The sequence below is a fragment of the Nonlabens sp. Asnod2-A12 genome, from assembly GCF_045063745.1.
In the GTDB taxonomy this organism is placed as follows: Bacteria; Bacteroidota; Bacteroidia; order Flavobacteriales; family Flavobacteriaceae; genus Nonlabens; species Nonlabens xylanidelens.
The window spans coordinates 1,642,506-1,668,637 of record NZ_JBEFOB010000003.1 but is presented as its reverse complement, the minus strand read 5'-3'; the positions used below and the strand labels follow the sequence as shown (position 1 = coordinate 1,668,637).

Genomic DNA, 26,132 nt, shown 5'->3' with positions numbered 1-26,132 from the left:
TGAGTTGATTGTTATTATAAATTCTCTTTGATAAAATTAGTCATCTTGTTGTACAAGTGTATTCTAGTGTTACCACCGTAAATACCATGATTTTTATCTGGATAAATAGCCCAGTCAAATTGCTTGTCAGCCTGCACAAGTGCTTCTACCATTCTCATAGTGTTTTGAACATGTACGTTATCGTCTGCAGTACCGTGTACTAAAAGATATTTCCCTTTTAACTTATCTACATGGTTTATAGGACTGTTATCATCATAACCACTTGCGTTTTCTTGTGGTGTAGTCATGTAGCGTTCTGTATAGATAGAATCGTAGAACCTCCAGTTAGTTACTGGTGCAACTGCAATCGCCATGCTAAAAGTGTCATTACCTTTCAATAAACAATTAGAACTCATAAAACCACCATAAGACCATCCCCATATTCCTACGCGGCTGGCATCTACATAATCCATAGAACCTAGTTGTTTTGCAGCAGCGATTTGATCTTCTACTTCATATTTACCTAATTCTTTTTGAGTAACTTTTTTAAAGTCTGCTCCTTTAAAACCTGTACCACGTGGGTCTACACAAACAACGATGTAACCCTCGTTTGCAAGCATACTGTACCAGAAGTCATTTGCTCCATACCAGCTATTTGCTACAGATTGAGAACCTGGACCACTGTATTGAGTCATGAATAATGGATACGTCTTGTTAGGGTCAAAGTCTTTAGGCTTCATAGTCCACATATTTAAGTCATTTCCATTAATATTAATAGTAGAGAACTCCTTTTGTGCTACCTGGTAATTACTAAGCTTTGTAGTAAGATCATTATTGTTTTTAATCTCACGCACCTTTTTACCATCCTTTGCATTGTTTAAAGTATACACCGGTGGAGTAGTAGCGCTAGAAAAAGTATTGATAAAGTAAGTAAAGTTTTTACTGAAAGAAGCACTGTTAGTTCCTATTTGAGCAGATAGTTTTTTCTTTTTCTTACCTTTTAAAGAGATAGAGTAAATACCTCTATTTATAGAACCATCTTCAGTACTTTGAAAATAGATGCGTTTTGATTTTGCGTCATAACCGTAGTAAGAGGTAACATCCCAGTTACCTTTAGTTAGTTGTTTTTTCTCCGTACCATTTGCATCATAAAGATAAATGTGTCTCCAGTTATCCTTTTCACTAGTCCATAAGAAACTTCCATCTTTTAAGAAAGTAAGGTCGTCAGTTACATCTACGTATGCAGTGTCCTTTTCAGTAAAAGCGATACTTGCTTTACCACTTGCATCTACATAGTAAAAGTCCAATACATTTTGATGTCTATTTAAAACCTGTGCAGCTAGTTTACCGTTAGGTGAATAGTTAATTCTTGCAATGTAAAATTCTTCATTACGACCTAGTGCAACTTCTTTTCTTGCTCCAGTAGATAATGTAAACTGGTGCAAAGCCACTACAGCATTTTTTTCTCCAGCCTTAGGGTATTTAAAAACATATGGTTTTTGGTATAATTCGTTACCATAAACATCCATAGAGAATTCTGGAACAGCACTTTCGTCAAAAGATATAAAGGCAATTTGCTCACTATTAGGACTCCACTCATAAGCTTTTACTATAGCAAACTCTTCTTCATAAACCCAGTCAGTAACACCATTAATAAGTTTATTTGTTATACCATCTGTAGTAGCTTGTATAACAGCGCCACTTTCTAGATTTTTATAGTAAATGTTGTTTTCAAAAACATATGCTACCTTTTTACCGTCAGGAGAAAAAGAAGGACTTCTAACTAGATCATCACTTAAAGAGGTCAACTCTTTAGTTTCTAAATTAAGAATATGAACTTTATCATTAGAACTACGTCTGAAAATTTGAGAGCTCTCAGAAATAATCATCATTTGCTTCTCATCACTACTTAAAATATAGTCACGTATAGGTAATTGAATATCAGAGCTACTTACTAGAGTTCCAGTTTTTTCACCAGTCGTATAACTGTACTTATCTATAGTTTGAGTACGATCTCTATTATAGTTGAGAACTAAATATTCTGTTCCATTGTTTAAAGATGCTAGAGACTGTAGCCCTTGTGTGCGAAATTCACCTCTGTAAATATCTTCTACACTAATGTTTTTCTGTGCGGTAATGCTTTGACTTACAAATATAAAAGCCAATAAAAGCATGCAGTTTTTGATCATTCCTTAGTTTTAATTACGTGTGACCTCAATTTTACAAAAAATACACCAATAAAGCTACGGTTTGGGCAATTATCCTATATAAGGGAATTATGCATAACGATTGTATCTTTGCCATTCAATTATATTTTATGCAACCTGTTACCGGATTCTCAAAACTCTCAAAATCACAAAAAATAGATTGGCTCGTTTCTAATCATTTAAATGATAACGCTACGGCTAGAGAAACGCTAACCCAATACTGGAATGAAGATCAGAAATTACAAGATCTACATGACGGTTTTAGTGAGAATACGGTTACTAATTATTACTTCCCATTTGGGCTGGCTCCTAACTTTAAGATTGATGGCCAGCTGGTCACTATTCCTATGGCGATAGAGGAGAGTAGTGTGGTGGCTGCGGCTAGTAAAGCAGCTAAGTTTTGGATGGATCGTGGTGGTTTTAAAACCGTGATAAAAGGAACTAAAAAGGTAGGGCAGGTACATTTGATGTATCATGGTTTGAGCAGTGAGATGGATGCTTTTTACGCTTTCGCGAAAGCGGAATTACTACAATCTCTAGAACAAATAAACGCCTCGATGAAAAAACGTGGTGGCGGTATAGTCTCACTAGATTTAATCGATAAAACCAAAAACCTAAAAGGCTATTACCAATTGCACGCAACCTTTGAAACCAAAGATGCAATGGGAGCCAATTTTATAAACACCACGCTAGAGCAACTAGCAACTACTTTTAGATTAAAAGCATCTCAATTTGATGGATTTTCTAGTGATGTTCCAGAGGTAATCATGAGCATCTTGAGTAATTATGTGCCAGAATGTGTGGTGAATGTTTCTGTGTCTTGTAAAATAGATGAGATAGGAACTATCAATGGGGTAACTGGAAAAGAATTTGCTAGAAAATTTGTGCAAGCGGTAGATATCGCAACGGTAGAACCTTATCGTGCTGTAACGCATAATAAAGGGATTATGAACGGTATAGATGCTGTGGTTATTGCTACAGGAAATGATTTTAGAGCGGTAGAGGCTGGTGTGCATGCTTATGCAGCGAGAGATGGTCAGTACCGCAGTCTTACTAAAGCTAGAGTTGAGAACGATACCTTTATTTTTGAGGCAGATTTCCCTCTAGCGCTAGGAACTGTAGGTGGGCTTACATCTTTACATCCACTCTCTAAACTTGCTTTACAGATATTAGAAAACCCAAGTGCAGAGCATTTAATGAAGGTGACTGCTGTGGCAGGATTGGCTCAAAACTTTGCAGCTCTTCATTCTCTTGTTACTACCGGTATACAGGCAGGACACATGAAAATGCATCTGGTTAATATGCTGGAACAAATAGGAGCAACAGATGTAGAAAAGGATTTGTTGCGCAAAGAATATGCTGATAAAACCCCTAGTTTTTCTGCGTTAAGAGAAAGTCTGTTAGTATTAAGAAGTTAGATAAGTTTTCTATCTATAGCCTGATAGTATTAAATCCAGTCTAGTTTTTCTTTAGTTATTTCATGTTGTACGTCGCCAGTATGTTTTATAACTGCTGGTTCAAATAACATGATGTGTACTTCTTCATGTGCAATGGGTTTATGCTCTACTCCGCGAGGTACAATATACAGGTCGCCTTCATTAAGGGTTATAATTTTATCTCTTAGTTCTATAATCAACTGACCTTTGATAACATAGAATAACTCGTCTTCATTGATGTGGTCGTGCCAGACAAACTCACCTTGCAGTTTTGCTAGCTTTACGTGCTGTCCATTTAACTCACCTATTATTTTAGGAGTCCACTGATCATTAAATAAACTCAGTTTTTCTTTTAGATTAATGGCGCTCATAATTTTTCTTTTATTGTATCTGGGTGAATGTAATAAATGTCGTCTGTATATGGAATTTTAGTTTTTATATTCTCTAGTATTTGATCATAAATAACTAGCTCTGGATGTAGCGCGATACCTCGTTCTCCCATAGAATAACGCTGCAAGCTGATTAACATCTTTTCATGATCAGGTATGCGATCATAATTTGCAAATTGATCTACTTTTTTATTGATAACGAGGTAACCACTTTTTGATGTGCCAGAATACAACTTCATACTTAGATTTTCTGGAATCCATATAATTTGTGAAAGTCCAGGTAACAACCAGAAGAATATACCTAGTAGTGTTACAATTGATTTTGCAGATCCTATTCTGAAGGTCGAAAAAGCACTTTTTCTAAACAAATATATCAGTACCATCACCATCATGATATTCCATGGAAGTACGATAATATTCCAGTCCAGCTTCCATGGGCCTAATTTCCAAATAACGATGGTATGCATAATTATAATTACGATGCAGGCAAATTTGCGCGTAAACGGAATCAACAATAATAAACCACTTAGTATTTCTACCATGGCAAACGTATATCCTATAGTCTCTGTGTAATGGATAGGTAAGGAATGAAACCATAATCTAGGTGCTATATGGGTAACAAAACCTGGGTTTAACTTATGCAAACCACTAAAAATATAAATTCCTGAAGCTATAATTAGCAATGCAGTATATAGAATACTGGAGTCGTATTTGAGTAAAATGAGCGATGTGAATATTCCTAAATAAACAATCATGTATGGTGTTAGTCTATGAAGGTCTAACAAAATAAGTGCTACATATAACACCACGGCTATAAGAAGCAGCCATTTTGCAATTCTAACATTGATAAATAGACTAACTACCGGAAGTAAAAACACAGACGCGGCAATTAGGGATGTAAAAACATCAGCTATTTTGATGCCTAATAAAGAAACCGTTAAGAACTGATGAGATTTAAAAAAACCATTAAAGCCCAAGAATGCTGTTGCTAGCCAGCAAATTATTAGTGTGGCGTTAAGGACATAACGATTTGAAAAATGTAAATTCAACAGTTTTAATTTAAATTCAAGATATAAAAAAAACGAGGAATATGAATTCCTCGTTTTATGATATTACTGTTATGTTTTTATTAGTTATCGTAAGAATGTTTGTATTCCTGTCCTGTAACTATTTTTAACATGTCTTTTTCTAGCGACTCTCTAGGTCTTTCTACATAACGGCCTATTTCTTTTCCGTCTCTATAGAAAATAAAAGTAGGGACACGTTTTACATCATATCCAGAGACTAGGTCTGTAGGTTTTGATTTTGATCTGTCTACGGCAATCATAGTTACCCTATCAAGATCATAATAAGCAGCTTCTAATATATGATAGAACTGAGGTACTTCTCTTTTAGAGTCTCCACACCAGGTTCCCATATAAGCTCTTATCTCTATGTCTACTAGAGCAACCTTAAGACCATCTATGCTTTCTTGATCTGGTTGATATGCTGCTAGACGACTGTTGAACCACTTGTCAAAAGGAGCTTGCATAAACGCATCTTTTTGAACCTCTCCAGATAAATTTCCAGACGCATCCTTGAGATAAGAAGTTGTAGCATCCATAGTAGGCAGTTCCTTAGTCACTTCGTCTACTTTATTTTCCATAGATGTTTTAGTAGTAGAAGCTGTAGTAGCCGTTTTTTGAGTTCCACAGGCAGTAAGTGTTACCGCAGCAAGTAGTATAAGTATCTTTTTCATATTACTAAATTAAGGAATTCTGAGTCATTTCTACCGGTTGTTGTGTTCCTATTAACTTTAAGATGGTAGGTGCGATGTCACCTAGTATTCCATCTTTCACCTCTTTAATATCTTTATCTACTATAATAATCGGGACAGGATTTGTCGTGTGAGCCGTATTTACAGATCCGTCAGGATTAAGCATTACCTCACAGTTACCATGGTCTGCAATAACTATTACAGTGTAATTATTTTCAATAGCCGCAGTAATGACTTTATTTGCTGCATCGTCCACAGCTTCACATGCTTTTACCGCTGCCTCCATAGAACCAGTGTGTCCTACCATATCCGGATTAGCAAAATTAAGGCATATAAAATCTGCTGCTTGATTGTTGATTTCTGGAATAATACTGCTAGAAACACAGTCTATAGACATTTCTGGTTGCAGGTCGTATGTAGCTACTTTAGGAGAATTACACATCAATCTGCTTTCTCCATGAAAAGGTTCTTCCTGACCACCGTTAAAGAAAAATGTAACATGTGGATATTTTTCAGTTTCGGCAATACGTATTTGGGTTTTACCATCCTCAGATAATACCTGGCCTAAAGTGTTTTTAAGATTATCCTTCTCAAAGATGATTTTTACATTCTTGTAACTGTCATCATACTTTGTCATAGTCACATAGTAAAGATCTAGCGCATGCGTGTTTTGCTCATGGAAATCTTTTTGAGAGAGCATTTGTGTTAATTCGCGACCGCGATCTGTTCTGTAATTAAAGAAAATAACCACATCGCCATCTTCTACCAGTCCAGCAGGTTCTGTACCATTAAGAACTACTATAGGTTCTATAAACTCGTCAGTAATATCATTTTTATAATTTTCTTCTATAGCAGCAACAGGATCGTGAGTAGGTGTTCCCATTCCATGAACAATCACGTCATAGGTTTTTTTAACACGTTCCCATCTCTGGTCTCTATCCATAGCAAAATAACGTCCTGTGATGGTTGCTAGTTGTGCGTTTGTACCGCTTACATAATTAGTAATGTCTTTTACATAACCAGCACCTGCTTTAGGATCTACATCGCGACCGTCAGTAAATGCATGTATAAAAACATCTTCTACGTCCATGTCTTGGGCTACATCAAGTAATGCCTTTAAATGATCTATATGTGCATGAACACCACCGTCAGATAATAAACCTAAGAAATGTACTTTTTTAGAATTCGCTTTCGCGAAAGCGAGAGCATCCACCAACACCTTCTCATCTTTAAGAGTGTCGTCTTTTATCGCTTTATTGATTTTGGCTAGATCTTGATACACAATACGTCCAGCACCTAAATTCATGTGTCCTACCTCGCTGTTTCCCATCTGTCCCTCTGGTAAGCCTACATGTTCACCATCAGTACGCAATGTAGCGTGCGGATATTTATCATATAAACTGTCTATAAAAGGAGTATTAGCTTGTGCGATCGCACTTACTTTTGGGTCTTGTGTGATTCCCCAACCGTCGAGAATCATCAATATCGTTTTCTTATTCAATGTGTCAAAATTTGAACACCTAAGTTAAGAAAATCGCAGGATACTAGCTGGTTTTTTGATGATTGTTTGCTTGTATTTCTACGAAAGCGATTGCGGTATTTTAAGAATTATATATCTAATCTCATTATAAGTCATTTCACTTATTTTAATTACACTACTTAATTAATGAATTAAAATGTAGTATTGAATTAGAAATAAGTATCTGAATTTAAGAGTATTAACTGTATGGTTTTTTAGTGGAAATGGCGGTACTGTTATTACATTTTTTCTTTTAATTACTCTATAGCTTCAATTTTATTATGAATCAATTATCAAATCTTTCTCCATCAGTTTTAGTAGTGATGCTAATTCTATCATTTTCAATAATATTGATAACGCTTTTAGCTATAATTCCTGATCATAAGAGATTATCTGTTACGATAAGTTTCGTTAAAATAATTAAGTTAATTTTCAATAATTAGAAATTTAACTTCATCTATTTACTTATCGCCCTAGCAATCATCCAGCCACCAGTCCATGCATTTTGAAAATTAAATCCGCCAGTTATGGCATCAATATTTAGAATTTCGCCAGCGAGATAAAGGTTTTCTTGTTTCTTAGAAGAGAAGTTTTTAAAGTTGATTTCTTTTAGGTCAACTCCACCTGCGGTAACAAACTCATCTTTAAAAGTGCTTTTTCCATTGATAGAAAAAGAGCTAGCGGTTAATAGTGTCGCTAGGTTTTCTAGATCTACATTAGAACAATCTGCCCAGTTTTTTTCTGTGAGTGATATGCTATTTACTAGATGTTTCCATAATCGTTTAGGAAGATCAAATAACCACTCGTTACCAACTTGTTTTTTAGAGTTTTTTCTTCTTTCAAAAAGTGATTCTATACACTCTTGATGCGATACATAATTTAACCAATTGATGACTAGGTCAAATTTATAATCGGTTTCATGCAGTTTTCTTGCACCCCAAGCGCTCATTTTTAAAATGGCAGGTCCAGAAAATCCCCAATGTGTAATTAATAAAGGTCCTTGAGATTCTAATTTTAAACTAGGTATAGAGACACTAGCTTCTATAGCAACACCTGCAAGTTCTGTTATCTGTTTGTCTACTATATTAAAAGTAAAAAGAGAAGGCACGGCATTGACAATTGTGTGGTCTAGTTTACTCATCATTTGCCAGACCTTTGGACTACTTCCAGCAGCTACTACCAGATTATTACTTGTAAAAGTGTTTGTTTTGGTTTTTAATTTCCAGTTTTCTGTTTTCTCTATAGAGGCTACATTCTGACTGGTAAGTATGTCGATTTTATGTTTTCGCGCAAGCGAGATAAAGCAATCGATAATAGTTTGTGAAGAATTTGAAACAGGAAACATGCGACCATCTTCTTCTATTTTTAATTGCACGCCACGCTCTTCAAACCAGGCGATGGTGTCGCCGGTCATAAAGCTATGAAATGGTCCTAGTAATTCCTTCTCGCCACGTGGGTAATTGCGTGATAGTGGTTTAGGTTCAAACTGTGCGTGAGTAACATTACATCTTCCACCTCCAGAAATACGCACTTTTTGAAGTACATCTTTACCACGTTCTAAAATTGCAATTTTATGATTTTGAGATTGCTCTGCTAGATTAATTGCTGTAAAAAATCCAGCTGCGCCGCCGCCTATGATTATGGTGCTGTAGTTATTGTTGCTCAAAAGTAGGAATGAAAGAAGGGTTTGATTTAAAAGCCTCATGTGCTGCTGCAAAGTTAGCAGAATCATTAAACAATTCTAGAACAAAGTCACGTTCTAAAAAAGTGATGTCGTCGTCCATAATTTCGTTATAAGAGGACCATGGATAGCTCATGATATGCTTAACTGTGCCGCTAGCTATAGGAAGGTGATGAGTGTGTAAAATTGTGTTTTTTAATAACTCATTTGATTCAATCAATTTTCTTTTAAAAGAATCTTCAAACAAATCTCCTGATCGGTTATATGCCTTGTTATAAGACTGTGTATACTCAGAATGAAGGTTGTTAAATGCGTCAATGATTTTTGACTCTGCGACTTTTTTTGATTTAAGAATGATGTGGAATTGATCTTTAAGTAAACAAAAAGCAAGAATCTCACAAACCGGTGTTAGATGGTATTCCATCTTATCAATAAAGAAAGGGTAATTGCGAGACTCTTTAAAAATGTCAATCATGCCGTTTGCTTGATTGAAAATATGGTAATATCTATCACCTTCAATTTTATCGTACATAAAAGCAAGTTACATACATCGTGCATTTCCACCAAACATGCCAAGAGAAATACTTGGCATGTTGGTTACGATTAGCTTTTGTAGTTTCCAGTTTTGTTAAGATTTGACATGCCAACTATATGTGTTGGTATGGTCTAAATCAATTCTCGATGTTAATACTCAATACAAACATTCTTAGGCTCTGTAAAGAAATCTAAGGCTTCAAAACCGCCTTCACGACCTACACCACTGTCTTTTACACCGCCAAAAGGTGTACGTAAATCTCTATTTAACCAGGTGTTTACCCATACTATTCCTGCATCTATCTCTTGCGTCATGCGCATAGTTCGCGATAGGTCGTTAGTCCATAGAGTAGCGCTTAGTCCATATTTAGTGCCATTTGCGAGTTCCAGTGCGTGCGCCTCATCAGTAAATGGCATTATGGTAACGACTGGTCCAAAGATTTCTTCTTGGTTCAATTTGCAGTCGTTAGAGCTTACTTCTATAACGGTAGGTTCTAGATAATAGCCGCCCTCAAAATTTGCTACAGTTACACGATTTCCACCAGTTAAGATGGTGTAATTTTTAGGTTCTGCTTTTGCTAGAGCGATATACTCCTCAATCTTTTCTCTATGGCTAGCACTTACCACAGCACCAACTTTGGTATTAGATTGCTCTGGATGACCTACGGTTAATTTCTTAATACGATTAACAAAATCTGTTTTAAATCGCTCGTAAATATCTTGTTGTACAAAAATACGGCTACCACAAAGACATATCTGACCTTGGTTAGCAAAGGAAGATCGTACCGTAGTGTCTAACATTTTATCATAATCACAGTCGGCAAAGATGAGGTTGGGATTCTTACCGCCTAATTCTAGAGACAGTTTCTTAAACATGGGTGCAGCAGTTCTTGCGATGTGCGTTCCAGTAGTCGTGCCGCCAGTAAAACTGATCGCCTTGATGTGCGGATGTGTGACTATGGCCTGACCACAACTGGCACCATTTCCATGGACTATATTTAAAACACCAGCTGGTAATCCTGCTTTTTTTACAATCTCGCCGAGTAAGTAAGCTGTCGCAGGAGTGACCTCACTAGGTTTTGCAACCACACAATTCCCAGCAGCAATTGCAGGAGCAATTTTCCAAGAAAAAAGATACAAGGGCAAATTCCATGGAGAGATGCAACCCACGACTCCTATAGATTTACGTAGCGTATAATTTATGGTGTTCTTACCTATACTTTCATGGGATTTGCTCGCATATTGAGTAATCGCATTACCGTAAAACCTAAAGTTAGAAGACGCTCGCGGTATGTCCACAGCTTTTGCCAGCCATAAAGGTTTTCCATTATCACGACTTTCTGCAGCGGCTAGTTGCTCTATGTTTTCTTCAATTAGAGTTGCAATGCGCAACATGATTTTAGAACGCTCATCAATTGTAGTATTCGACCATAATGGAAAAGCTGCTTTTGCTGCCTGATATGCCTTTTCTACATCGTCTTCATTTGAATTAGGAATCTCTCCATATATTTTTCCAGTTGCAGGTTCATAATTATCCAGCCAAAATCCTGATAAAGGAATTTGCTCTTCGTTATTGATGAAGTTGGTAATATCCATGTAGTGTCGTAATTGGTTTTTTAAATATCCTTTGATAAAGAAATTTAGAGTTTAAAGATATGGAAAAGGTTTTTTGTGAGTCCGCTTTCGCGAAAGCGGTATAACAATAACTATTAATCACATTATGAATTATATCTTTGTAAAATGCTTACACCACTATCAGAACAGGAATTACACCAGCTGGCGATGAATATCGTAGGGAAAGAAATGGAAGAATTGGGATATGAGTTTTTATCCATTAACTCTAAACCTAAAAAAGATCCACAGTTTGTGGCTTTAAAGGATAAATTTCTTCATTTTGTTGTGGTACGTGCGGTTACTTATCCTGCAAATCCGGTTCATTATGATGAGAAATTACTTCATATGATGCGCGATCATGGTAAAAAATATAAAGCACGAACTTATTATGCTGGTGTAGGACTGGCTAACTCTCGTAATTATGAAATGCCTGTACATCATCAAGATGATTATGTGGTGAATTTTGCAGGTTTAATAGAAATTAAATGAAAAACGTCTTAGTAGTATCGTGTTTATTATTGCTTTTTTCTTGTAAAGAAAAAAAAGCTGATGTTGTACGCCCAGAACCACAGCAATTTGTAGGTAATGCTATAGGGACTACGTACTCTATAAAATTATTTGCAGACGATCAGCTTGATGTTGAAAAAGATGTAGATAGTATTATTACTATGTTTAATAATTCTATGAGTACCTGGGTAAAGGGTTCTCTTATAAATAGAATCAACGCTGGAGAAGATAGTGTGCTGGTAGGGAAACCTTTTAAAGAGGTGTTTGAACAAGCACAAGAGGTGTATCGCAAGACTGATGGATACTTTGATCCTACGGTTGGGAATCTGGTAAATGCATATGGTTTTGGAGCAAATGGAGAGCAAGAGGTTATACCGTCACAAAAGAAAATAGACAGCCTTAAACAATATGTAGGTTTTTATAAAATGTCTATAGTATCTACTACGGTTAAAGATTCTTTTTATATCAAATCTGACCAGAAAGGAATGTATCTAGAGTTTAATGCTATTGCCAAAGGTACACTGGTGGATTACATGGCACGGTTACTAGATGAAAAAGGAGTTGACGATTATCTAGTAGAGGTAGGCGGTGAGGTGGTGACTAAGGGTATGAATTTACAACGTGATGGTAAATGGTCTATAGGAATAGATGATCCTAAACAAAAACATGATGAGCGCGTTTACGTTACGGTCGTAGAGTTGTCTAATAAAGCTATGGCTGGTAGTGGTAATTATCGCAAGTTTAAAAAAGACCCTAAAAGCGGACAAGAATTTGTGCACACAGTTAACCCTATAACAGGTAAAGCACAACCTAGTGAGGTGTTAGGAGTGAATGTAATAGCTAACAACTGCACTCTAGCAGACGGATATGCAACAGCTTTTATGGCCATGCCACTAGAGAAATCTCGTGAATTATTGAAAAACTTAAAAGACCTAGAGGTAGTTATTATGTATACTGATGGTTATGGCTTGCTACGCTTTGAAGTAACGCCAGGTTTTCAAAGTTATGTGAAGCAGGCTGGTAAGTAGTTTTCATTTCTCTAAGGGTAGAATTAATTCTACTCTTGAGGAAAGACAGTTTTAATTTTCTAGATCGACATTTACGGTTCCTTTTTGATGATGATCTTTTTGATTCTTGATATATTGAGCAATGAGATTTACGTCTTTTTTACTCACAGTAAAAGCTCCATAACCCCTAGACCATTCAAAATAATTACTTTTAGTTATTTCATTTAAATACCTAGAACTAGGTGCTTTTAAATTCTTAACTAAAGAAGCGATGGTAATAGTGGCTGGAATTTTCAAGAGTAAGTGAACATGATCTTGCATGCCATTAATCATCAAAGGTGTTATATTCAACTCTATAGATTTATTCCAAAGGAATTGATGGAGTTGATTTTCTACTCTATCATTAATCAAATAATCACGATACTTCGTTACAAAAACTAAATGAACATAAAGCTGTAAATTATTTCTAGACATGAAATAAAATTACTCTTAATTTTTCTACGAATGAAATCTAAAGTAACTAGTTTTTTTCCAAAGGGTAGAATTAATTCTACCCTTTGGAAAAAAAAAAATTAAAAATATAAGTTTACTTCTTTACCACAGGAATTAACTCGCCAGGTGCTAGTCTATAGCGATCTACTTGTTTTGCGCCTAATTCTTTAGTGTAATCTACAGCGTCTACTATAAATCCTATGTGATCTAGACGTTCAAAGTAATCCATTCCGTATACGCGCACGTGATCGTACTGTCCAAAAATGCGAGCACGTTCTTTACGGTCTGTAATAGAATCGTCTTCAAAGGTTTCTTCTCGATCATTTTCTAATGGTATTTGCAAGATCGCAGTACCGCTAGGTTTAAGAACTCGGTAGATTTCTTGCATCGCTGTCTGATCATCTGGAATGTGTTCTAAAACGTGATTACAAAGAATAAAATCAAACTCATTATCAGCAAATGGCAGGTTGCAGATATCTGCATGAACATCAGCTAGTGGAGAGTTGAGATCTGTTGTGGTGTAATCTATAGTTTTGCTTTCCTTGAACAATTTATAAAAACATTGCTCTGGAGCAAAGTGTAATAACTTTTGAGGTTTTGTAAGTAAATCGGTTTTGTGTTTCAAGTACAGCCATAACAATCTATGGCGTTCTAAAGAAAGCGTAGATGGAGATAATACATTTTCACGCACACTTTCATAACCATAAGGTAAGAAGCTCTTAAAAGTTTTTCCATCGATAGGGTCTTCATATCGATCACCACGATACCACCAAGCGATTAGTGGACGCACATAGTAACTTAAACTTATAAGCCAAGGTCTAGGGATGAGGTTGAGAAAGAATTTGAAGAGGCGTTTCATATGTTGTCATTCCGCAACTGAAGCGGAATCTGTTTTTAATATCGCATTATTCTTAGTGTTCTGAAATCTTCTTCCCAACGCTAAAAACTGTGATTTCTTTTTCCTTCTACTCTTTAAGACTTCCACCTATAAGGATCTTCCTCATTTGAAGTAATCCCTAACACCTCATAAATATAATCAAATGTACTTAGTAAGCGAGGCTCTCCATCTACTATAGCAACATCGTGTTCAAAATGTGCACTAGGTTTTTTATCTCTAGTGGTAATGGTCCAGCCATCAGGATGGTGTTTTATGTTTTTTGTTCCTAGGTTAATCATAGGTTCTATAGCAACCGTCATTCCTTCTACAAACTTTTTACCGCGACCACGTTTACCGTAATTAGGCATTTGTGGATCTTCATGCATTACTCGACCTAATCCATGACCTACCAGTTCACGTACTACTCCATAACCGAAGGATTCACAATAATCTTGAATCGCATAACCTACATCACCTACACGTTTTCCTACTCTTAGTTGGTCTATACCTAAATAAAGAGAGTTCTTTGTGCGGTCTAATAAATCTTGAGTTTCTTGTGGTACATCACCTACCGTAAAGGTATAGGCATGATCACCATAAAAACCGTCTACTATAGCGCCACAGTCTATTGAAAGAACGTCACCTTCTTTAATGGCTACTTCTTTAGGTATACCATGTACCACTTCTTCATTAGGAGAAATGAGCAATGTGCTAGGGCAATCGTACAACCCTTTAAAACCTGGTATTGCACCATTATCACGTATGTATTGCTCTGCAAGTGTGTCTAGTCTAAGCGTGGTTACACCAGGTTTAATCTCGGCAGCAATCATACCTAAGGTTTTACTTACCATTAACGCCGCACGACGCATGATTTCTAACTCTTCTTTATTCTTTGTAACGATCATAATCTATGGAAAGCGGCAAAGGTAGTTATTATCAAATCATTGGTCAATAAAGTAAGACGTTATCAAAAGTATTACAATGGTCTATTTCTCTCATTTTTCTGTAAATTCGCTAGATGGATATCAACTTAAAAGACAAAACTGCTCTCGTTTGTGGAAGCAGTACCGGAATAGGAAGAGAAACTGCAATACAGTTTGCTCAAGCAGGTGCACGAGTAATTTTGCTAGCGCGCAATCCTAATAAATTACAAGAAGTTCTTAGTGAATTAGACACAAGTAAACGCAATGATCATGCTTTTCTTGTGGCCGACTTTTCTGATTTTAAAGAAGTAGAGGATGTAGTTTCCGCTTTCGCGAAAGCGAACCCTATACATATTATAGTAAACAATACAGGCGGTCCTGCACCAGGATTCTTAATCGATGCAGAAGTTGATGCGTTAGAACAAGGCTTTACACAACATGTAAAATGCAACCAAGTATTGATCAAAGCCTGCACGCCGGGAATGAAAGAGGCTGGTTATGGAAGAGTAATTAATGTGATCTCTACAAGTGTAAAAGCACCTATAGAGTTCTTAGGAGTTTCTAATGTGATACGCGGAGCAGTGGCAAGTTGGGCAAAAACATTGGCGACTGAATTAGGACCTTTTGGAATCACGGTTAATAATGTATTACCAGGATTTACCGCAACCGATAGACTTGATAAAATCATTGCAGGAAAAGCACAAAGAGCAGGTCACAGTGAAGAACAAGCTGCCGAAATCATGAAAAACTATGTGCCAGCAAGAAGATTTGCAGCGCCAGAAGAAGTGGCAAATGCGATTACTTTTCTAGCCAGCGATAAGGCAGGCTACATTAACGGTATTAATTTACCGGTAGATGGTGGAAGGACGAAGAGTTTGTAGGATGAAGTTATGCATCAAGTAGGTTTTTAACCACAATAAAGAGATTTAATTTGATTTTTGCTTTAAAAATAGGAGGAACAATTCTAAGTGTAGTATTAGCAATAGTATTTATGTTGCATAAATCTTTTAATAATAACAAGGTATTTAATGATTCTATAGATGAAGCTGTAGAGCAAAGGAAAAACATGAAAGTCACTTGGGAAGAGTTTTATGAGTTCTTTCTCAAACGAGGTTTTAAAAGAAATGAAATACAAATTATAAAAGAAGCAATTCAAGAATATTCTAAAGTTGCCGGAATTATGATTGTTCCGCAAGATGATTTGTATTATGATTTAAAGGTAGATTCTACTGACGAAGATGATGATAAAATTATGATCCGAATATCTAAAAAGTTGCAATTAGCACCTTATTCAGAAGGAGAGTTAATAGATAACAATATCTCTACAGTGCAAAATCTGTTCGAATACATTAGATTAAAACAACGACAGTTAAAAGCTAGCAACGAGACGTTATTTTTAAATAAGTAATTATTTTAAATCCATACAGACTAATAATTTAATACAACTAAACAGCCATGAATAAAAAACTACGCATTAACGGTCACTCACATTTACTACCATATCCAGAGCAAATTCCAGATTTCATGCGTGAGAAAGGGATTTTTTGGGTAGATCCTGAGCGTAAGAACATGTTGCAAAAAGGCTGGTCTCGTCCTGTAACTGATTCTAGTTTCTTTCTAGATGAAAAGCTAGAGTGGATGGATAAGTATAAACTAGACCACGCGGTTATTTTAAATTTAAGTCAGCTGTATGGAAATGGTTTGCGTCTAGAAGAGATGAAACAAGCTTTACGTTTTCAAAACGATTTTAATGCAAAAATACAGCACGACCATCCTTCAAAATTCACAAGTGGTTTTGTAGTACACCCAGGTTATGTGCGTGGAGCGTTGTGGGAAATAGAGCGTTGTGTAAAAGTTCTAGGGATGAAGTTACTTTGTCTACCTACTCACTACATGGATACTATAGGACAGTGGCGATGTATTTTTGATGAAGAAAACGAGCCTATTTTTGAGCTAGCTAGTGAACTTAACCTTGCAGTAGAGATACATCCTTATGATGGTGAGAAATTTATAAAACTACAGAATACATCATGGCGTTTTCATTTAATATGGATGCTAGCACAATGTGCAGATGCTTATCATTTCTTAACTCTTAATGGATATGCGTTTAAATATCCTGGTATGCGTATATGTTTTGCACATGGTGGACAACTAGCGCAAATGAATCTAGGACGTAGGATTCAAGGTTTTGACGGTAGGCCAGATTTATTTGAAGGAAAAACGCATCCTAGAAAATCTGTAGGTCATCCTAATATTTTCTTTGATACTCTAGTGCATGATACTGGTTCTTTGAAACTTCTTGTAGAAAATCAAGGAGCAAAACAGGTTCTTGTTGGTCTAGATGATCCATACCCATTGGGAGAAATGGATAGTGAAAAACAGAGTTCTTATCCAGGTAAAATTATTGATCTAGCTATAGAACGTGATATCATCTCTCCAGCACAAGCAGATGATATGTGGGACGAACACGTAGTAAGATGGCTTTTTGGGAGTGATGAAGCAGCAAAAAAAGCTTTTTATGAACGTGTAAGGAGTTAGATTTTTACAACACTCTATGTAGGATATGAATTTAATGGACAGATTAAGATATATTTTTATCTTGAAACTAGTTTAAATCCTATTTTTGCAACTTAATTAAGAATAAATGGATTACGTAGAAAATATATTAGGTACTATAGGAAATACGCCTCTTGTTAAAATGAACAAACTGGCAAATGATGTTCCTGCATTAGTACTTGCAAAGTATGAAACCTTTAACCCAGGAAACTCGGCTAAAGACCGTATGGGTTTAAAGATGATAGAAGATGCAGAGGCAGATGGACGTCTAAAACCAGGTGGAACCATTATAGAAGGTACTAGCGGTAATACAGGTATGGGTCTTGCTCTTGCTGCTATTATTAAAGGGTACAAGTTAATATGTGTTCTAAGTGATAAGCAGTCTAATGAAAAGATGGATATTCTTAGAGCTGTAGGTGCTGAGGTGCATGTATGTCCTACTGATGTAGCTCCAGAAGATCCTCAGTCTTATTATTCTACCAGTAAAAGATTAAGTCAGGAAATTCCCAACTCTTGGTATGTAAATCAATATGATAACCCTTCTAATGCACAAGCGCATTATGAGAGTACTGGTCCAGAAATATGGGAACAGACTAAGGGTAAAATAACTCATTTTATTGTCGGTGTAGGAACTGGTGGTACTATAAGTGGAGTAGGTAAATACTTGAAGGAGCAAAATCCTGATGTTAAAATATGGGGTATAGATACGTATGGTTCTGTATTTAAAAAATACCATGAAACAGGTATTTTTGATCAAGACGAGATTTACTCATATGTAACAGAAGGAATAGGTGAAGATATTTTACCTAAAAACGTAGATTTTGATATTATCGATGGCTTTACTAAAGTTACTGATAAAGATGCAGCGGTTTATACACGTAGACTGGCAAAGGAAGAAGGTATGTTTTTAGGAAATAGTGCTGGTGCTGCTATCAAAGGATTAAAGCAAATCCATAAAGAAGTAGGTTTTACTGAAGATGATGTAGTTGTCATTCTTTATCATGATCATGGTAGTCGTTATGTAGGGAAATTCTTTAACGATAACTGGATGAAAGAAAAAGGCTGGTTAAAAGAAGATGGTACGTACCATCCAGATGATAAATAAGAACTCAATTAACTCAAAAAAAGCTCCGAAATCTATATTAGATTTCGGAGCTTTTTTAATGATATTAAGTGTTAGCTCTTAATTAATTTATAGGTTAACGAGCTGTTTCTATCTATTCTTACTAAATACATTCCTGTTGAAAGTTCAGGCAATTCTATGTTAATTGAATTTGAGGAAGTATCAAGTTCTTTGCTTAAAATTAAACGACCATTTAAATTTAATACCTCAATATATTTAGGACCGTTTTGATCTAAGAACTTAATGGAAAAGCTATTTCCGTTTAAAGGGTTAGGATAGATGCTGAATGCATCTTTTTCAATATTTGTAACACTTAAAGTAATATTTACTTCAAGAAAATCTGGTATTCCAGATCCATCTGTATCGTCATCTGTTGGGTCATCATTGTTATTGTAGTCTTCGTTAATAGTTAAAACTCCATCTCCGTCATCATCGTCGTCTAGATAGTTTTCAATTCCATCTCCGTCTGTATCTAAGAAAGGAATGTTTACTCTTCTATAACCAGTGGTACCTATCTCTATAGCCGTAGGAACACCATCACCATCATCGTCATCATCTTGATAGTTAGGTATTCCGTCTCCATCAGTATCATCATCATTTAGATTTCCGTTTTCATTTAGATCTTCACTTAAATCAGGTATTCCATCATTATCTGTGTCTGTGAGCGGTTGAGTAGTAAGTAATAAGTCAAAATCTACAATTATATTTGAACATAACATATTTATATTATCTACTCTCGCATAAATAGTTTGTGGATTTGTAGTATTTGCAAAAGCACTAGTACTTCCAATAGGGTTGTTTTGCGATTGGGCATCTGCAAGAGTTGTGTAGTATAAAACTGATGTAGTTATAGGGTTTAAATCACCAATAATTCTTGCAGTATTAAAATCTAGATTAAAATCTTCAGTGCCATTAACGTCACTGTCATATCTGTATAAATCAACCGCTTCAAAATCTGTTTGAGAATCAAGAACATCTATACAATATTGTTCTGTATAAGTACAGCCGTTACTATCTGTTGTAGTGTAATCGTAACAATTCAAACCTGTCTGTGTAGGCGTAATTGAAATTTGATTTGTTCCTGTAGAAGTTATATCTGGACTTGAAGACCATGATTCATTTATTATTGTTGGGTTAGTGTAATTGATATTTGATTCTAAACCTACTCCAAATTTCATAAACCAGCTGAATATATAGCCGTTGTCTGAAACTAGATTGTCAGTAATTCTAACTCTCCACGGACCATTTAAGGGGACCCCTGTAAGGCCTGTAAATGCAGATTGAGAAGCGTAATCTCCAGCTGGAATTGTAGTATTTGTTGCACTTGCACCAACCATAGTGGTGGTAGCTTGGCTTGTGAAACAATAATCGTAACCTATGCCTGGATTTATGTTAAAGTCATCATCTATTGGCTCTCCTAGAAATACTCCTCCTCCAAAATTGCTTGATTTTAAATCAATAGCAACACCATTAGGAGCTATGAGCTCAATTCTTAAGTCACCTAGGTAAGAATGCTCCATGTTCATACATACACCTAGGAAGTTTGCTGGGTTTACTAAAGTAGTACCATCTGGAAAGCAGTCTATTATAATCACACTTTGGTAACTTACGCCACTGCCATCAGGTAAAAAAGTTGTGCCAGCTACAAAAGCTGCATCATCACAGGTTAGTACTGTGTCTATTTGTGAAGTTGTAGTTATATACATAGAATCTCCTAAACATAAAACAGGCGTATCTGTTGCAGTATAGTCTAAAACTGGCTCTGGAGAAACCACAACGGTTACATAATCTGTAGTGCCTACTGGATTAGAATTTTGATCAGCAGTACGTAGTTGTACAAAGAACGCACCTGAATTGTTAAATTGTTGGGTGATGATTCTATTATTTTGATTTCCTAAAGTTCCTAAATCCCATTCAAACATATAATTTGAGCCATCGATGGCCGTGAAATCTATAGTGTCTCCTGGGCAAATTTCAATGATGTTATTTACTGCCATAGGTAAAGTGCTCTCGATTCCGGAATTTTGAGAAATCCCCAATAATGATGACAAGAAAAATAGATAAGTAAAGAGTGTTTTCATGGTTTAGCTTTGAAGTTATTTCATATAAAAGTAGGTAAATATTTGATAATTAAGTGCTTTTGTGTATATCTTCACAAGTATTGTTTCGGCTTACTATTTAATACTTAATTGATGCAAGAAGATTTTATCCATTACCTATGGAAGTTTAAGAAATTGAGTGGTCAGGAATTAAAGACTACAGAAGGAAAGGAGATAAAGATAAAATCGCTAGGAACACATAATTTCTTTTCTGGACCAGATTTTTTTAATGGCCGTGTAGAGATAGATGGTCAAGACTGGGCGGGAAATGTAGAAATGCATGTGAAAGCAAGTGACTGGTATCTTCATGGTCATGATGATGACCCTGCATATGATAATGTGATTTTACACGTAGTATGGAATCACGATGCAGAGATTACTAGGCGAGATGGCGTTAATATTCCTGTTCTAGATGTTTCTAAATATGTGAATGAATCGCTTGTGCAATCTTATAGAAAGCTCTTTGTTGTTAAGAATAATCAATTTATAAATTGTGAAAACCAGTGGGGTACGGTAGATTCTTTTTTAAGAGATCAATGGATAGAAAAGCTCTTCTTTGAACGATTAGAATATAAGTCTGATAGAATTAAGCACATGCTAGCCCAAAACAATAACGATTGGGAGGCTGCATTTTTTCAGCTTTTAGCAAGAAGTTTTGGGACTAAAACTAATGCAGACGCTTTTGAACAACTAGCTAGTAGTATGGAGCAGTCAGTTGTGCGCAAACTTGCTAAGGATGCTTTTCAACTAGAGGCAGCTTTATTGGGTCAGTCTGGATTGCTAGATGAGGTAAAGAAAGATGGTTATTATAAAGAGTTGGTTGATGAGTACGCTTTCGCGAAAGCGAAACACTTATTAAAACCTTCTTTAACACCTATGAAGTTTTTTAGATTGCGACCGGCAAATTATCCTACCGTGCGCATTTCACAACTTGCGATGTTGTATCAACGCAATCCTATGCTTTTTGGAGAGATTTTGCTTGCTAGAACTAGATCAGACATTCATCGATTATTTGATATTAAGGCTTCTAAATACTGGAACACGCATCATGTTTTTGATAAAGAAACAGAAGAAAGAGAAAAAATACTAACAGCCGATTTTATAGATCTTTTAATTATAAATTGTATCGTGCCCATTAAATTTATGCAAGCCAGGTTTATAGGAAAAGATAAGACTGACGAGCTTCTCGAATTAATGTACGAATTGAAGGCCGAGAAAAATACTGTTGTTTCAGGGTTTAAGAAGTTGTTTAAAATAGATAGTGCGTTACAAACACAATCTTTACTACAATTAAAGTCTAATTATTGTGATGTCAATAAATGTTTGAGTTGCGATATAGGTGTGGCGTTATTGAGAAATTAACCTGATCTAGTTAATTTTTTAGAGCTTTGAAAATTTATGATCTCGATTGATTAAATTTACAGCATGAAAATAGTTACTTATATACGCACATTAATGGAGAAATACGGATTTTACGTATCTTCTCGTGTGGCAGATAAGTTAGGAATGAAAGCACGTAGCGTGCGTATTACTTTTATTTATTTCACGTTTGCAACCTTAGGTGCTGGATTTGCTGTGTATTTAATTATGGCTTTTTGGCTTAAAATTAAAGACCTTATTTATACAAAACGTAGTTCTGTATTTGATCTTTAAAAATGATGACAGTTGCATAATAAATTAAAAATAGCTTTTGCTTTATTGCTTTTTATGCTTTCTGTAGGCGTAATAGGTTTTAAAATAATAATGGATCTGTCATGGATAGATGCGTTATATATGACTGTAATAACGATAACTACTGTAGGGTATAGAGAGCTGCAAGAGCCTACGTCATCTGATAAGTTGTTTATTACTGGTTTTATTCTTTTCAGTGTGATTACTGTGGGTTATGCGCTGGCTGTGATTACAGAGTATTTACTGTCCACAAATAGTTTAGCAGAATTGAGTAAGAAAAGAAAAAATAAACATTTAAATTCTATGGAGAATCACATTATAATTTGTGGGTATGGTCGTAATGGAAAACAAGCCGTTCAGAAATTACAGGATTATAATAGAGAGTTTATAATTATAGAAAAGGACCAGCAGGTAATTGATGACTGTTCTTTAGACCGAATAAACTTTGTAAGAGGTAATGCAAATGATGATGACGTGCTTACTAAAGCAGGTATCAATAGAGCTTCTACTTTAATTACTGCGCTGCCAGAAGATGCAGATAATCTTTTTGTGGTGCTGAGTGCACGACAATTGAACGAGGATTTGAAAATTATATCTCGCGCTAGTGAAGAGAATTCTTATAAAAAATTAAAATTTGCTGGTGCAAATAATGTAATATTACCTGATGCTATAGGAGGGCAACACATGGCTTCCTTAATTGTTAGTCCTGATTTGATTGAATTTTGGGATAAATTAAGTTATGGAGGTAATGATGGAGTAAATCTTGAACAGGTTTCTTTTGAGCAAATGTTTGATGATATTAAAGATTGCCCCATTGTTAAACTAAATCTAAGGGAACAAACAGGTTGTACGATTATAGGTTATAAATCTCCACAAGGAGATTATATTGTAAACCCAGATCCTAATCAAAAATTAGTTCCAGGCTCAAAAATTATAGTTGTAGGTAATACAGAGCAGATTTCCAGACTGCAAAAAGTGTACAGAATTAACAATGACGTAACATAAATAGCTGTAAAGCTTTCAAAAAGCAAGATTTTTGTGCATCTTGCTGACTTAACCATTTAATGTATTTAAAGTTATACTTCATGAATAAATTATTTCTTAGTTTAATAATTTTCACATTTTTCTCTCAATTAGGTTTTTCTCAATTAAAAGTGTCTCACAACATCACCGATGATTCTAGTGAGATAGAGACAGCTGTTATAGATATAAATGTAGAAGGAGGAGCGGCTCCATACAAATATTATTGGTCTGAAAAGAATATTGATACTTCTACAAAAACCGTAAAAAACGCAAAAGAAGGTAAAGAATACTCTGTAAGAGTAGAAGATGCTGCAGGTTTAACTGGTGAGCTAGCCTTTGAAGTGCCAGCAGAGTCTATCCCTGAAAAAATGAGTGCAGCATTTGCACCGATTGTAGGATTTATGGATGAATACTTTTTCTTTGATCCTTTTTACTCTTTAGGACTGTATGATAATCAGGTTAAGGATGCTAATGGTGACATAGTTTTAAACCCTAACGGTACGGTAAAGACTATAAAGTTGCCATTCATGGTAATCTGGTTAATTCTAGGAGCAGTGTTTTTTACTATTCGTTTTGGTTTTATCAATATACGTGGTATCAAGCATTCTTTAAGACTAGTGCGCGGTAAGTATGATGAGGCAGATGCTAAAGGTGAGGTTACACACTTCCAAGCTCTTGCAACAGCAGTATCTGGAACAGTAGGATTAGGTAATATAGCAGGTGTAGCAGTAGCTATTTCTACAGGTGGTCCAGGAGCAACATTCTGGATTATTCTTGCAGGTTTACTAGGTATGTCTTCTAAGTTTATAGAATGTACTCTTGGAGTAAAATATAGAACCGTTGCAGAAGATGGAACGATCTCTGGTGGTCCTATGGAATACCTTAAAAAAGGTTTTGCTGAAAAAGGATTAGGTGGACTAGGTAAAGGTCTTTCTCTTATATATGCCATTATTATTATGCTTGCGGCATTTGCTGCAGGATCAATGTTTCAGGCTAACCAAGCAACTGCGCAACTAGCAAGTGTTATGGGTGTGGATGGAACAGCAAAAACTATCATAGGTGTTGTAATCGCAGTCCTAGTAGGTATCGTAATCGTAGGAGGTCTTAAAGGAATCGCAAAGGTTACTGATAAGGTTGTCCCTTCTATGGCAGGTCTATATATCCTAATGTGTATAATCGTAGTAGGAGCAAACATTACTGAAGTAGGACACGCGTTTGGATTAATTATAGATGGCGCATTTCAAGCAGACGCTATGTACGGTGGTTTCTTAGGTGTTCTTGTATTAGGATTTCAACGTGCTGCATTCTCTAATGAGGCTGGTTTAGGATCTGCCTCAATTGCTCACTCTGCTGCAAAAACTAATCACCCAGTGGCTGAAGGTTTTGTAGCTCTTTTAGAGCCATTTATTGATACCGTTGTAGTATGTACACTTACAGCTTTAGTTCTTATTTTTACTGGTACGTATCAAGGAGAAGTAGCTACAGGTTCTGCTCTTACAGCAGTTGCATTTTCTAAAGTAATTCCTGGAGCAGACTATTTACTTACTATAGCTATTTTCTTATTTGCATTTTCAACTATTCTTACATGGTCTTACTACGGTGTAAAAGCAGCGCAAAGTATTTTTGGAAGCAAGAAAATTGTAGAAATTATATTTAAAGCTGTATTTTTATTAACGGTAGTTTTAGGGGCTTCTATAGGTTTAGGTGCGGTAATAGATTTTGCAGACATGATGTTCCTTACTCTTGCTATTCCTAACCTTATCGGTTTATACATGATGTCAGGTGGAGTTGCAAAAGATCTCAAAACTTATTTTGCTAAAGTAAAATCTGGAGAAATACCACAGACTAAATAAAACATACTTATTTTGAATAATATAAAATCCCTCTTTGCATTTGATAGAAGTCAGCAAAGAGGGATTTTTATATTATTACTATTTATCATATTAGTTGTTGCTGGTCTCTATTATATTAGAACCTTACCGCCAGATCCACTCGTACTAGATAACGTTTCTTCATATCAACATAGGGTAGATTCATTAACAAGAATCCAACAAAGTAGAAGAGATACTATTTATCCTTTTAACCCTAATTATATAACTGACTATAGAGGTTATAAATTAGGTCTTAGTGTAGAAGAGATAGATCGATTGCACCGCTTTCGGGAAAGCGGAAAATGGGTAAACTCTAAGAAAGATTTTCAAAAAGTAACCCAAGTTAGTGATCAATGGCTGGATAGTATATCGCCATATTTTAAATTTCCTGAATGGGTTACAAATCCTAAAAAGAATACTTATAAAACTTTTGTACCTTATAAAGATCGTAAAGTAGTCGCTGCAAATATTAACCTAGCCTCTCAAGATCAACTTAAAAAGGTTTATGGAATAGGTCCAGCCCTTTCTGTGAGAATTATTAAAGAAAGAGATCGACTTAAGGGTTTTATAGATATCTCTCAAGTTAGAGGTGTCTATGGCCTTACCGATTCTACTATGGTGCAATTAAAGAAGCATTTTTATGTCACAGCTCCGGTTGGTTTTAAGAAAATAGCATTAAATACCGCTACCGATGAACAGTTGTTAGCTATTCCTTATTTTGACGACTACCTAGTTGATAAACTAATGGAACAAAGGACGTTGCGCGATGGATTTAAATCTTGGGATAAAGTGATGTTAACATCTAGATTTCCACAAGAAAAATTATCATTAATTCAACTATATTTGACATTAGATTAAAATAATCAGT

At 35.6% G+C, this 26,132-nt stretch carries 24 protein-coding genes; 12 read left to right on the top strand and 12 right to left on the bottom strand.

Translation table 11 applies throughout. The features are described from left to right. Window positions 1-14: 14 nt before the first annotated feature. Window positions 15-2,168 carry a S9 family peptidase gene (locus tag ACJJVJ_RS07705; protein ID WP_405369770.1) on the bottom strand — a complete coding sequence of 718 codons (2,154 nt, stop codon included), beginning with the start codon at window positions 2,166-2,168 and terminating at the stop codon, window positions 15-17. A gap of 89 nt (window positions 2,169-2,257) precedes the next feature. On the opposite strand from ACJJVJ_RS07705, the gene ACJJVJ_RS07700 reads away from it, so the two are divergent. Then, a complete protein-coding gene (locus ACJJVJ_RS07700) occupies window positions 2,258-3,604 on the top strand; it encodes a hydroxymethylglutaryl-CoA reductase, degradative (protein ID WP_405369769.1) in 1,347 nt (448 codons plus the stop codon). 29 nt (window positions 3,605-3,633) lie between these two features. On the opposite strand, the gene ACJJVJ_RS07695 is transcribed toward ACJJVJ_RS07700, so the two are convergent. The 7 genes from ACJJVJ_RS07695 to ACJJVJ_RS07665 form a co-directional block, all read right to left on the bottom strand. Further along, window positions 3,634-3,993, bottom strand: a complete 360-nt coding sequence (locus tag ACJJVJ_RS07695; RefSeq protein WP_405369768.1) for a cupin domain-containing protein — start codon at window positions 3,991-3,993, stop codon at window positions 3,634-3,636. Beyond that, window positions 3,990-5,060: a hypothetical protein gene (locus ACJJVJ_RS07690; RefSeq protein ID WP_405369767.1), complete on the bottom strand. Its 1,071-nt coding sequence runs from the start codon at window positions 5,058-5,060 to the stop codon at window positions 3,990-3,992. The genes ACJJVJ_RS07695 and ACJJVJ_RS07690 overlap by 4 nt, the downstream gene beginning before the upstream one ends. 80 nt (window positions 5,061-5,140) lie before the next feature. Further along, window positions 5,141-5,749 carry a thioredoxin family protein gene (locus ACJJVJ_RS07685; RefSeq protein ID WP_405369766.1) on the bottom strand — a complete coding sequence of 203 codons (609 nt, stop codon included), beginning with the start codon at window positions 5,747-5,749 and terminating at the stop codon, window positions 5,141-5,143. 4 nt (window positions 5,750-5,753) lie between these two features. After that, complete coding sequence (gene gpmI, locus ACJJVJ_RS07680; RefSeq protein ID WP_405369765.1) at window positions 5,754-7,268, bottom strand: 2,3-bisphosphoglycerate-independent phosphoglycerate mutase; 1,515 nt, start codon at window positions 7,266-7,268, stop codon at window positions 5,754-5,756. Window positions 7,269-7,743: 475 nt separating this feature from the next. Continuing rightward, complete coding sequence (locus ACJJVJ_RS07675) at window positions 7,744-8,952, bottom strand: NAD(P)/FAD-dependent oxidoreductase (protein WP_405369764.1); 1,209 nt, start codon at window positions 8,950-8,952, stop codon at window positions 7,744-7,746. Continuing rightward, window positions 8,939-9,499, bottom strand: coding sequence for a transposase (locus tag ACJJVJ_RS07670; protein ID WP_405369763.1), 561 nt, complete (start codon window positions 9,497-9,499; stop codon window positions 8,939-8,941). Before ACJJVJ_RS07670 ends, ACJJVJ_RS07675 begins: the two co-directional genes overlap by 14 nt. A 152-nt stretch (window positions 9,500-9,651) precedes the next feature. Next, complete coding sequence (locus ACJJVJ_RS07665; RefSeq protein ID WP_405369762.1) at window positions 9,652-11,097, bottom strand: aldehyde dehydrogenase; 1,446 nt, start codon at window positions 11,095-11,097, stop codon at window positions 9,652-9,654. Between the two features lie 144 nt (window positions 11,098-11,241). Here ACJJVJ_RS07665 and ACJJVJ_RS07660 point away from each other — a divergent pair, with 144 nt between their 5' ends. After that, window positions 11,242-11,604, top strand: coding sequence for a Na(+)-translocating NADH-quinone reductase subunit F (locus ACJJVJ_RS07660; RefSeq protein WP_104514664.1), 363 nt, complete (start codon window positions 11,242-11,244; stop codon window positions 11,602-11,604). Next, window positions 11,601-12,650 carry an FAD:protein FMN transferase gene (locus tag ACJJVJ_RS07655; RefSeq protein WP_405369761.1) on the top strand — a complete coding sequence of 350 codons (1,050 nt, stop codon included), beginning with the start codon at window positions 11,601-11,603 and terminating at the stop codon, window positions 12,648-12,650. The genes ACJJVJ_RS07660 and ACJJVJ_RS07655 overlap by 4 nt, the downstream gene beginning before the upstream one ends. 51 nt (window positions 12,651-12,701) lie before the next feature. Here the strand turns inward: ACJJVJ_RS07655 and tnpA are convergent, their stop codons facing one another. The 3 genes from tnpA to map form a co-directional block, all read right to left on the bottom strand. After that, a complete protein-coding gene (tnpA, locus tag ACJJVJ_RS07650; protein ID WP_405369760.1) occupies window positions 12,702-13,103 on the bottom strand; it encodes an IS200/IS605 family transposase in 402 nt (133 codons plus the stop codon). A 112-nt stretch (window positions 13,104-13,215) separates the two neighbouring features. Continuing rightward, window positions 13,216-13,980, bottom strand: coding sequence for a class I SAM-dependent methyltransferase (locus ACJJVJ_RS07645; protein ID WP_405369759.1), 765 nt, complete (start codon window positions 13,978-13,980; stop codon window positions 13,216-13,218). Between the two features lie 113 nt (window positions 13,981-14,093). Beyond that, window positions 14,094-14,903, bottom strand: coding sequence for a type I methionyl aminopeptidase (gene map / locus ACJJVJ_RS07640; RefSeq protein ID WP_104514667.1), 810 nt, complete (start codon window positions 14,901-14,903; stop codon window positions 14,094-14,096). A gap of 113 nt (window positions 14,904-15,016) precedes the next feature. Here map and ACJJVJ_RS07635 point away from each other — a divergent pair, with 113 nt between their 5' ends. The 4 genes from ACJJVJ_RS07635 (at window position 15,017) to ACJJVJ_RS07620 (ending at window position 18,582) form a co-directional block, all read left to right on the top strand. Beyond that, window positions 15,017-15,802 (top strand): SDR family oxidoreductase, encoded by a 786-nt coding sequence (locus tag ACJJVJ_RS07635; protein ID WP_405369758.1) that lies wholly within the window; start codon window positions 15,017-15,019, stop codon window positions 15,800-15,802. Between the two features lie 110 nt (window positions 15,803-15,912). Then, on the top strand, window positions 15,913-16,329 hold the full coding sequence (locus tag ACJJVJ_RS07630; RefSeq protein WP_405369757.1) for a hypothetical protein: 417 nt from the start codon (window positions 15,913-15,915) through the stop codon (window positions 16,327-16,329). Between the two features lie 47 nt (window positions 16,330-16,376). After that, window positions 16,377-17,459 (top strand): amidohydrolase family protein, encoded by a 1,083-nt coding sequence (locus ACJJVJ_RS07625; RefSeq protein WP_104514670.1) that lies wholly within the window; start codon window positions 16,377-16,379, stop codon window positions 17,457-17,459. 106 nt (window positions 17,460-17,565) lie between these two features. Next, complete coding sequence (locus tag ACJJVJ_RS07620) at window positions 17,566-18,582, top strand: PLP-dependent cysteine synthase family protein (RefSeq protein ID WP_104514671.1); 1,017 nt, start codon at window positions 17,566-17,568, stop codon at window positions 18,580-18,582. A gap of 71 nt (window positions 18,583-18,653) precedes the next feature. Here the strand turns inward: ACJJVJ_RS07620 and ACJJVJ_RS07615 are convergent, their stop codons facing one another. Continuing rightward, complete coding sequence (locus ACJJVJ_RS07615; RefSeq protein ID WP_405369756.1) at window positions 18,654-20,681, bottom strand: T9SS type A sorting domain-containing protein; 2,028 nt, start codon at window positions 20,679-20,681, stop codon at window positions 18,654-18,656. A 111-nt stretch (window positions 20,682-20,792) separates the two neighbouring features. Here ACJJVJ_RS07615 and ACJJVJ_RS07610 point away from each other — a divergent pair, with 111 nt between their 5' ends. The 5 genes from ACJJVJ_RS07610 (at window position 20,793) to ACJJVJ_RS07590 (ending at window position 26,122) form a co-directional block, all read left to right on the top strand. Continuing rightward, a complete protein-coding gene (locus ACJJVJ_RS07610; protein ID WP_405369755.1) occupies window positions 20,793-22,061 on the top strand; it encodes a DUF2851 family protein in 1,269 nt (422 codons plus the stop codon). Between the two features lie 63 nt (window positions 22,062-22,124). Beyond that, on the top strand, window positions 22,125-22,352 hold the full coding sequence (locus tag ACJJVJ_RS07605; RefSeq protein WP_104514673.1) for a PspC family transcriptional regulator: 228 nt from the start codon (window positions 22,125-22,127) through the stop codon (window positions 22,350-22,352). 12 nt (window positions 22,353-22,364) lie between these two features. Further along, window positions 22,365-23,375 carry a TrkA family potassium uptake protein gene (locus ACJJVJ_RS07600; protein ID WP_317044681.1) on the top strand — a complete coding sequence of 337 codons (1,011 nt, stop codon included), beginning with the start codon at window positions 22,365-22,367 and terminating at the stop codon, window positions 23,373-23,375. A gap of 80 nt (window positions 23,376-23,455) precedes the next feature. Continuing rightward, complete coding sequence (locus ACJJVJ_RS07595) at window positions 23,456-25,246, top strand: alanine/glycine:cation symporter family protein (RefSeq protein WP_405369754.1); 1,791 nt, start codon at window positions 23,456-23,458, stop codon at window positions 25,244-25,246. A gap of 12 nt (window positions 25,247-25,258) precedes the next feature. Then, complete coding sequence (locus ACJJVJ_RS07590) at window positions 25,259-26,122, top strand: helix-hairpin-helix domain-containing protein (RefSeq protein ID WP_405369753.1); 864 nt, start codon at window positions 25,259-25,261, stop codon at window positions 26,120-26,122. Window positions 26,123-26,132: the final 10 nt, after the last annotated feature.

Excerpts from the sequence above, each read along its gene's own strand:
- ACJJVJ_RS07705 (WP_405369770.1), bottom strand. The coding sequence starts at position 2,168 with ATGATCAAAAACTGCATGCTTTTATTGGCTTTTATATTTGTAAGTCAA.
- ACJJVJ_RS07700 (WP_405369769.1), top strand. The coding sequence starts at position 2,258 with ATGCATAACGATTGTATCTTTGCCATTCAATTATATTTTATGCAACCT.
- ACJJVJ_RS07695 (WP_405369768.1), bottom strand. The coding sequence starts at position 3,993 with ATGAGCGCCATTAATCTAAAAGAAAAACTGAGTTTATTTAATGATCAG.
- ACJJVJ_RS07685 (WP_405369766.1), bottom strand. The coding sequence starts at position 5,749 with ATGAAAAAGATACTTATACTACTTGCTGCGGTAACACTTACTGCCTGT.
- ACJJVJ_RS07670 (WP_405369763.1), bottom strand. The coding sequence starts at position 9,499 with ATGTACGATAAAATTGAAGGTGATAGATATTACCATATTTTCAATCAA.
- ACJJVJ_RS07665 (WP_405369762.1), bottom strand. The coding sequence starts at position 11,097 with ATGGATATTACCAACTTCATCAATAACGAAGAGCAAATTCCTTTATCA.
- ACJJVJ_RS07660 (WP_104514664.1), top strand. The coding sequence starts at position 11,242 with ATGCTTACACCACTATCAGAACAGGAATTACACCAGCTGGCGATGAAT.
- ACJJVJ_RS07655 (WP_405369761.1), top strand. The coding sequence starts at position 11,601 with ATGAAAAACGTCTTAGTAGTATCGTGTTTATTATTGCTTTTTTCTTGT.
- tnpA (WP_405369760.1), bottom strand. The coding sequence starts at position 13,103 with ATGTCTAGAAATAATTTACAGCTTTATGTTCATTTAGTTTTTGTAACG.
- ACJJVJ_RS07645 (WP_405369759.1), bottom strand. The coding sequence starts at position 13,980 with ATGAAACGCCTCTTCAAATTCTTTCTCAACCTCATCCCTAGACCTTGG.
- map (WP_104514667.1), bottom strand. The coding sequence starts at position 14,903 with ATGATCGTTACAAAGAATAAAGAAGAGTTAGAAATCATGCGTCGTGCG.
- ACJJVJ_RS07635 (WP_405369758.1), top strand. The coding sequence starts at position 15,017 with ATGGATATCAACTTAAAAGACAAAACTGCTCTCGTTTGTGGAAGCAGT.
- ACJJVJ_RS07630 (WP_405369757.1), top strand. The coding sequence starts at position 15,913 with ATGTTGCATAAATCTTTTAATAATAACAAGGTATTTAATGATTCTATA.
- ACJJVJ_RS07625 (WP_104514670.1), top strand. The coding sequence starts at position 16,377 with ATGAATAAAAAACTACGCATTAACGGTCACTCACATTTACTACCATAT.
- ACJJVJ_RS07620 (WP_104514671.1), top strand. The coding sequence starts at position 17,566 with ATGGATTACGTAGAAAATATATTAGGTACTATAGGAAATACGCCTCTT.
- ACJJVJ_RS07615 (WP_405369756.1), bottom strand. The coding sequence starts at position 20,681 with ATGAAAACACTCTTTACTTATCTATTTTTCTTGTCATCATTATTGGGG.
- ACJJVJ_RS07610 (WP_405369755.1), top strand. The coding sequence starts at position 20,793 with ATGCAAGAAGATTTTATCCATTACCTATGGAAGTTTAAGAAATTGAGT.
- ACJJVJ_RS07605 (WP_104514673.1), top strand. The coding sequence starts at position 22,125 with ATGAAAATAGTTACTTATATACGCACATTAATGGAGAAATACGGATTT.
- ACJJVJ_RS07595 (WP_405369754.1), top strand. The coding sequence starts at position 23,456 with ATGAATAAATTATTTCTTAGTTTAATAATTTTCACATTTTTCTCTCAA.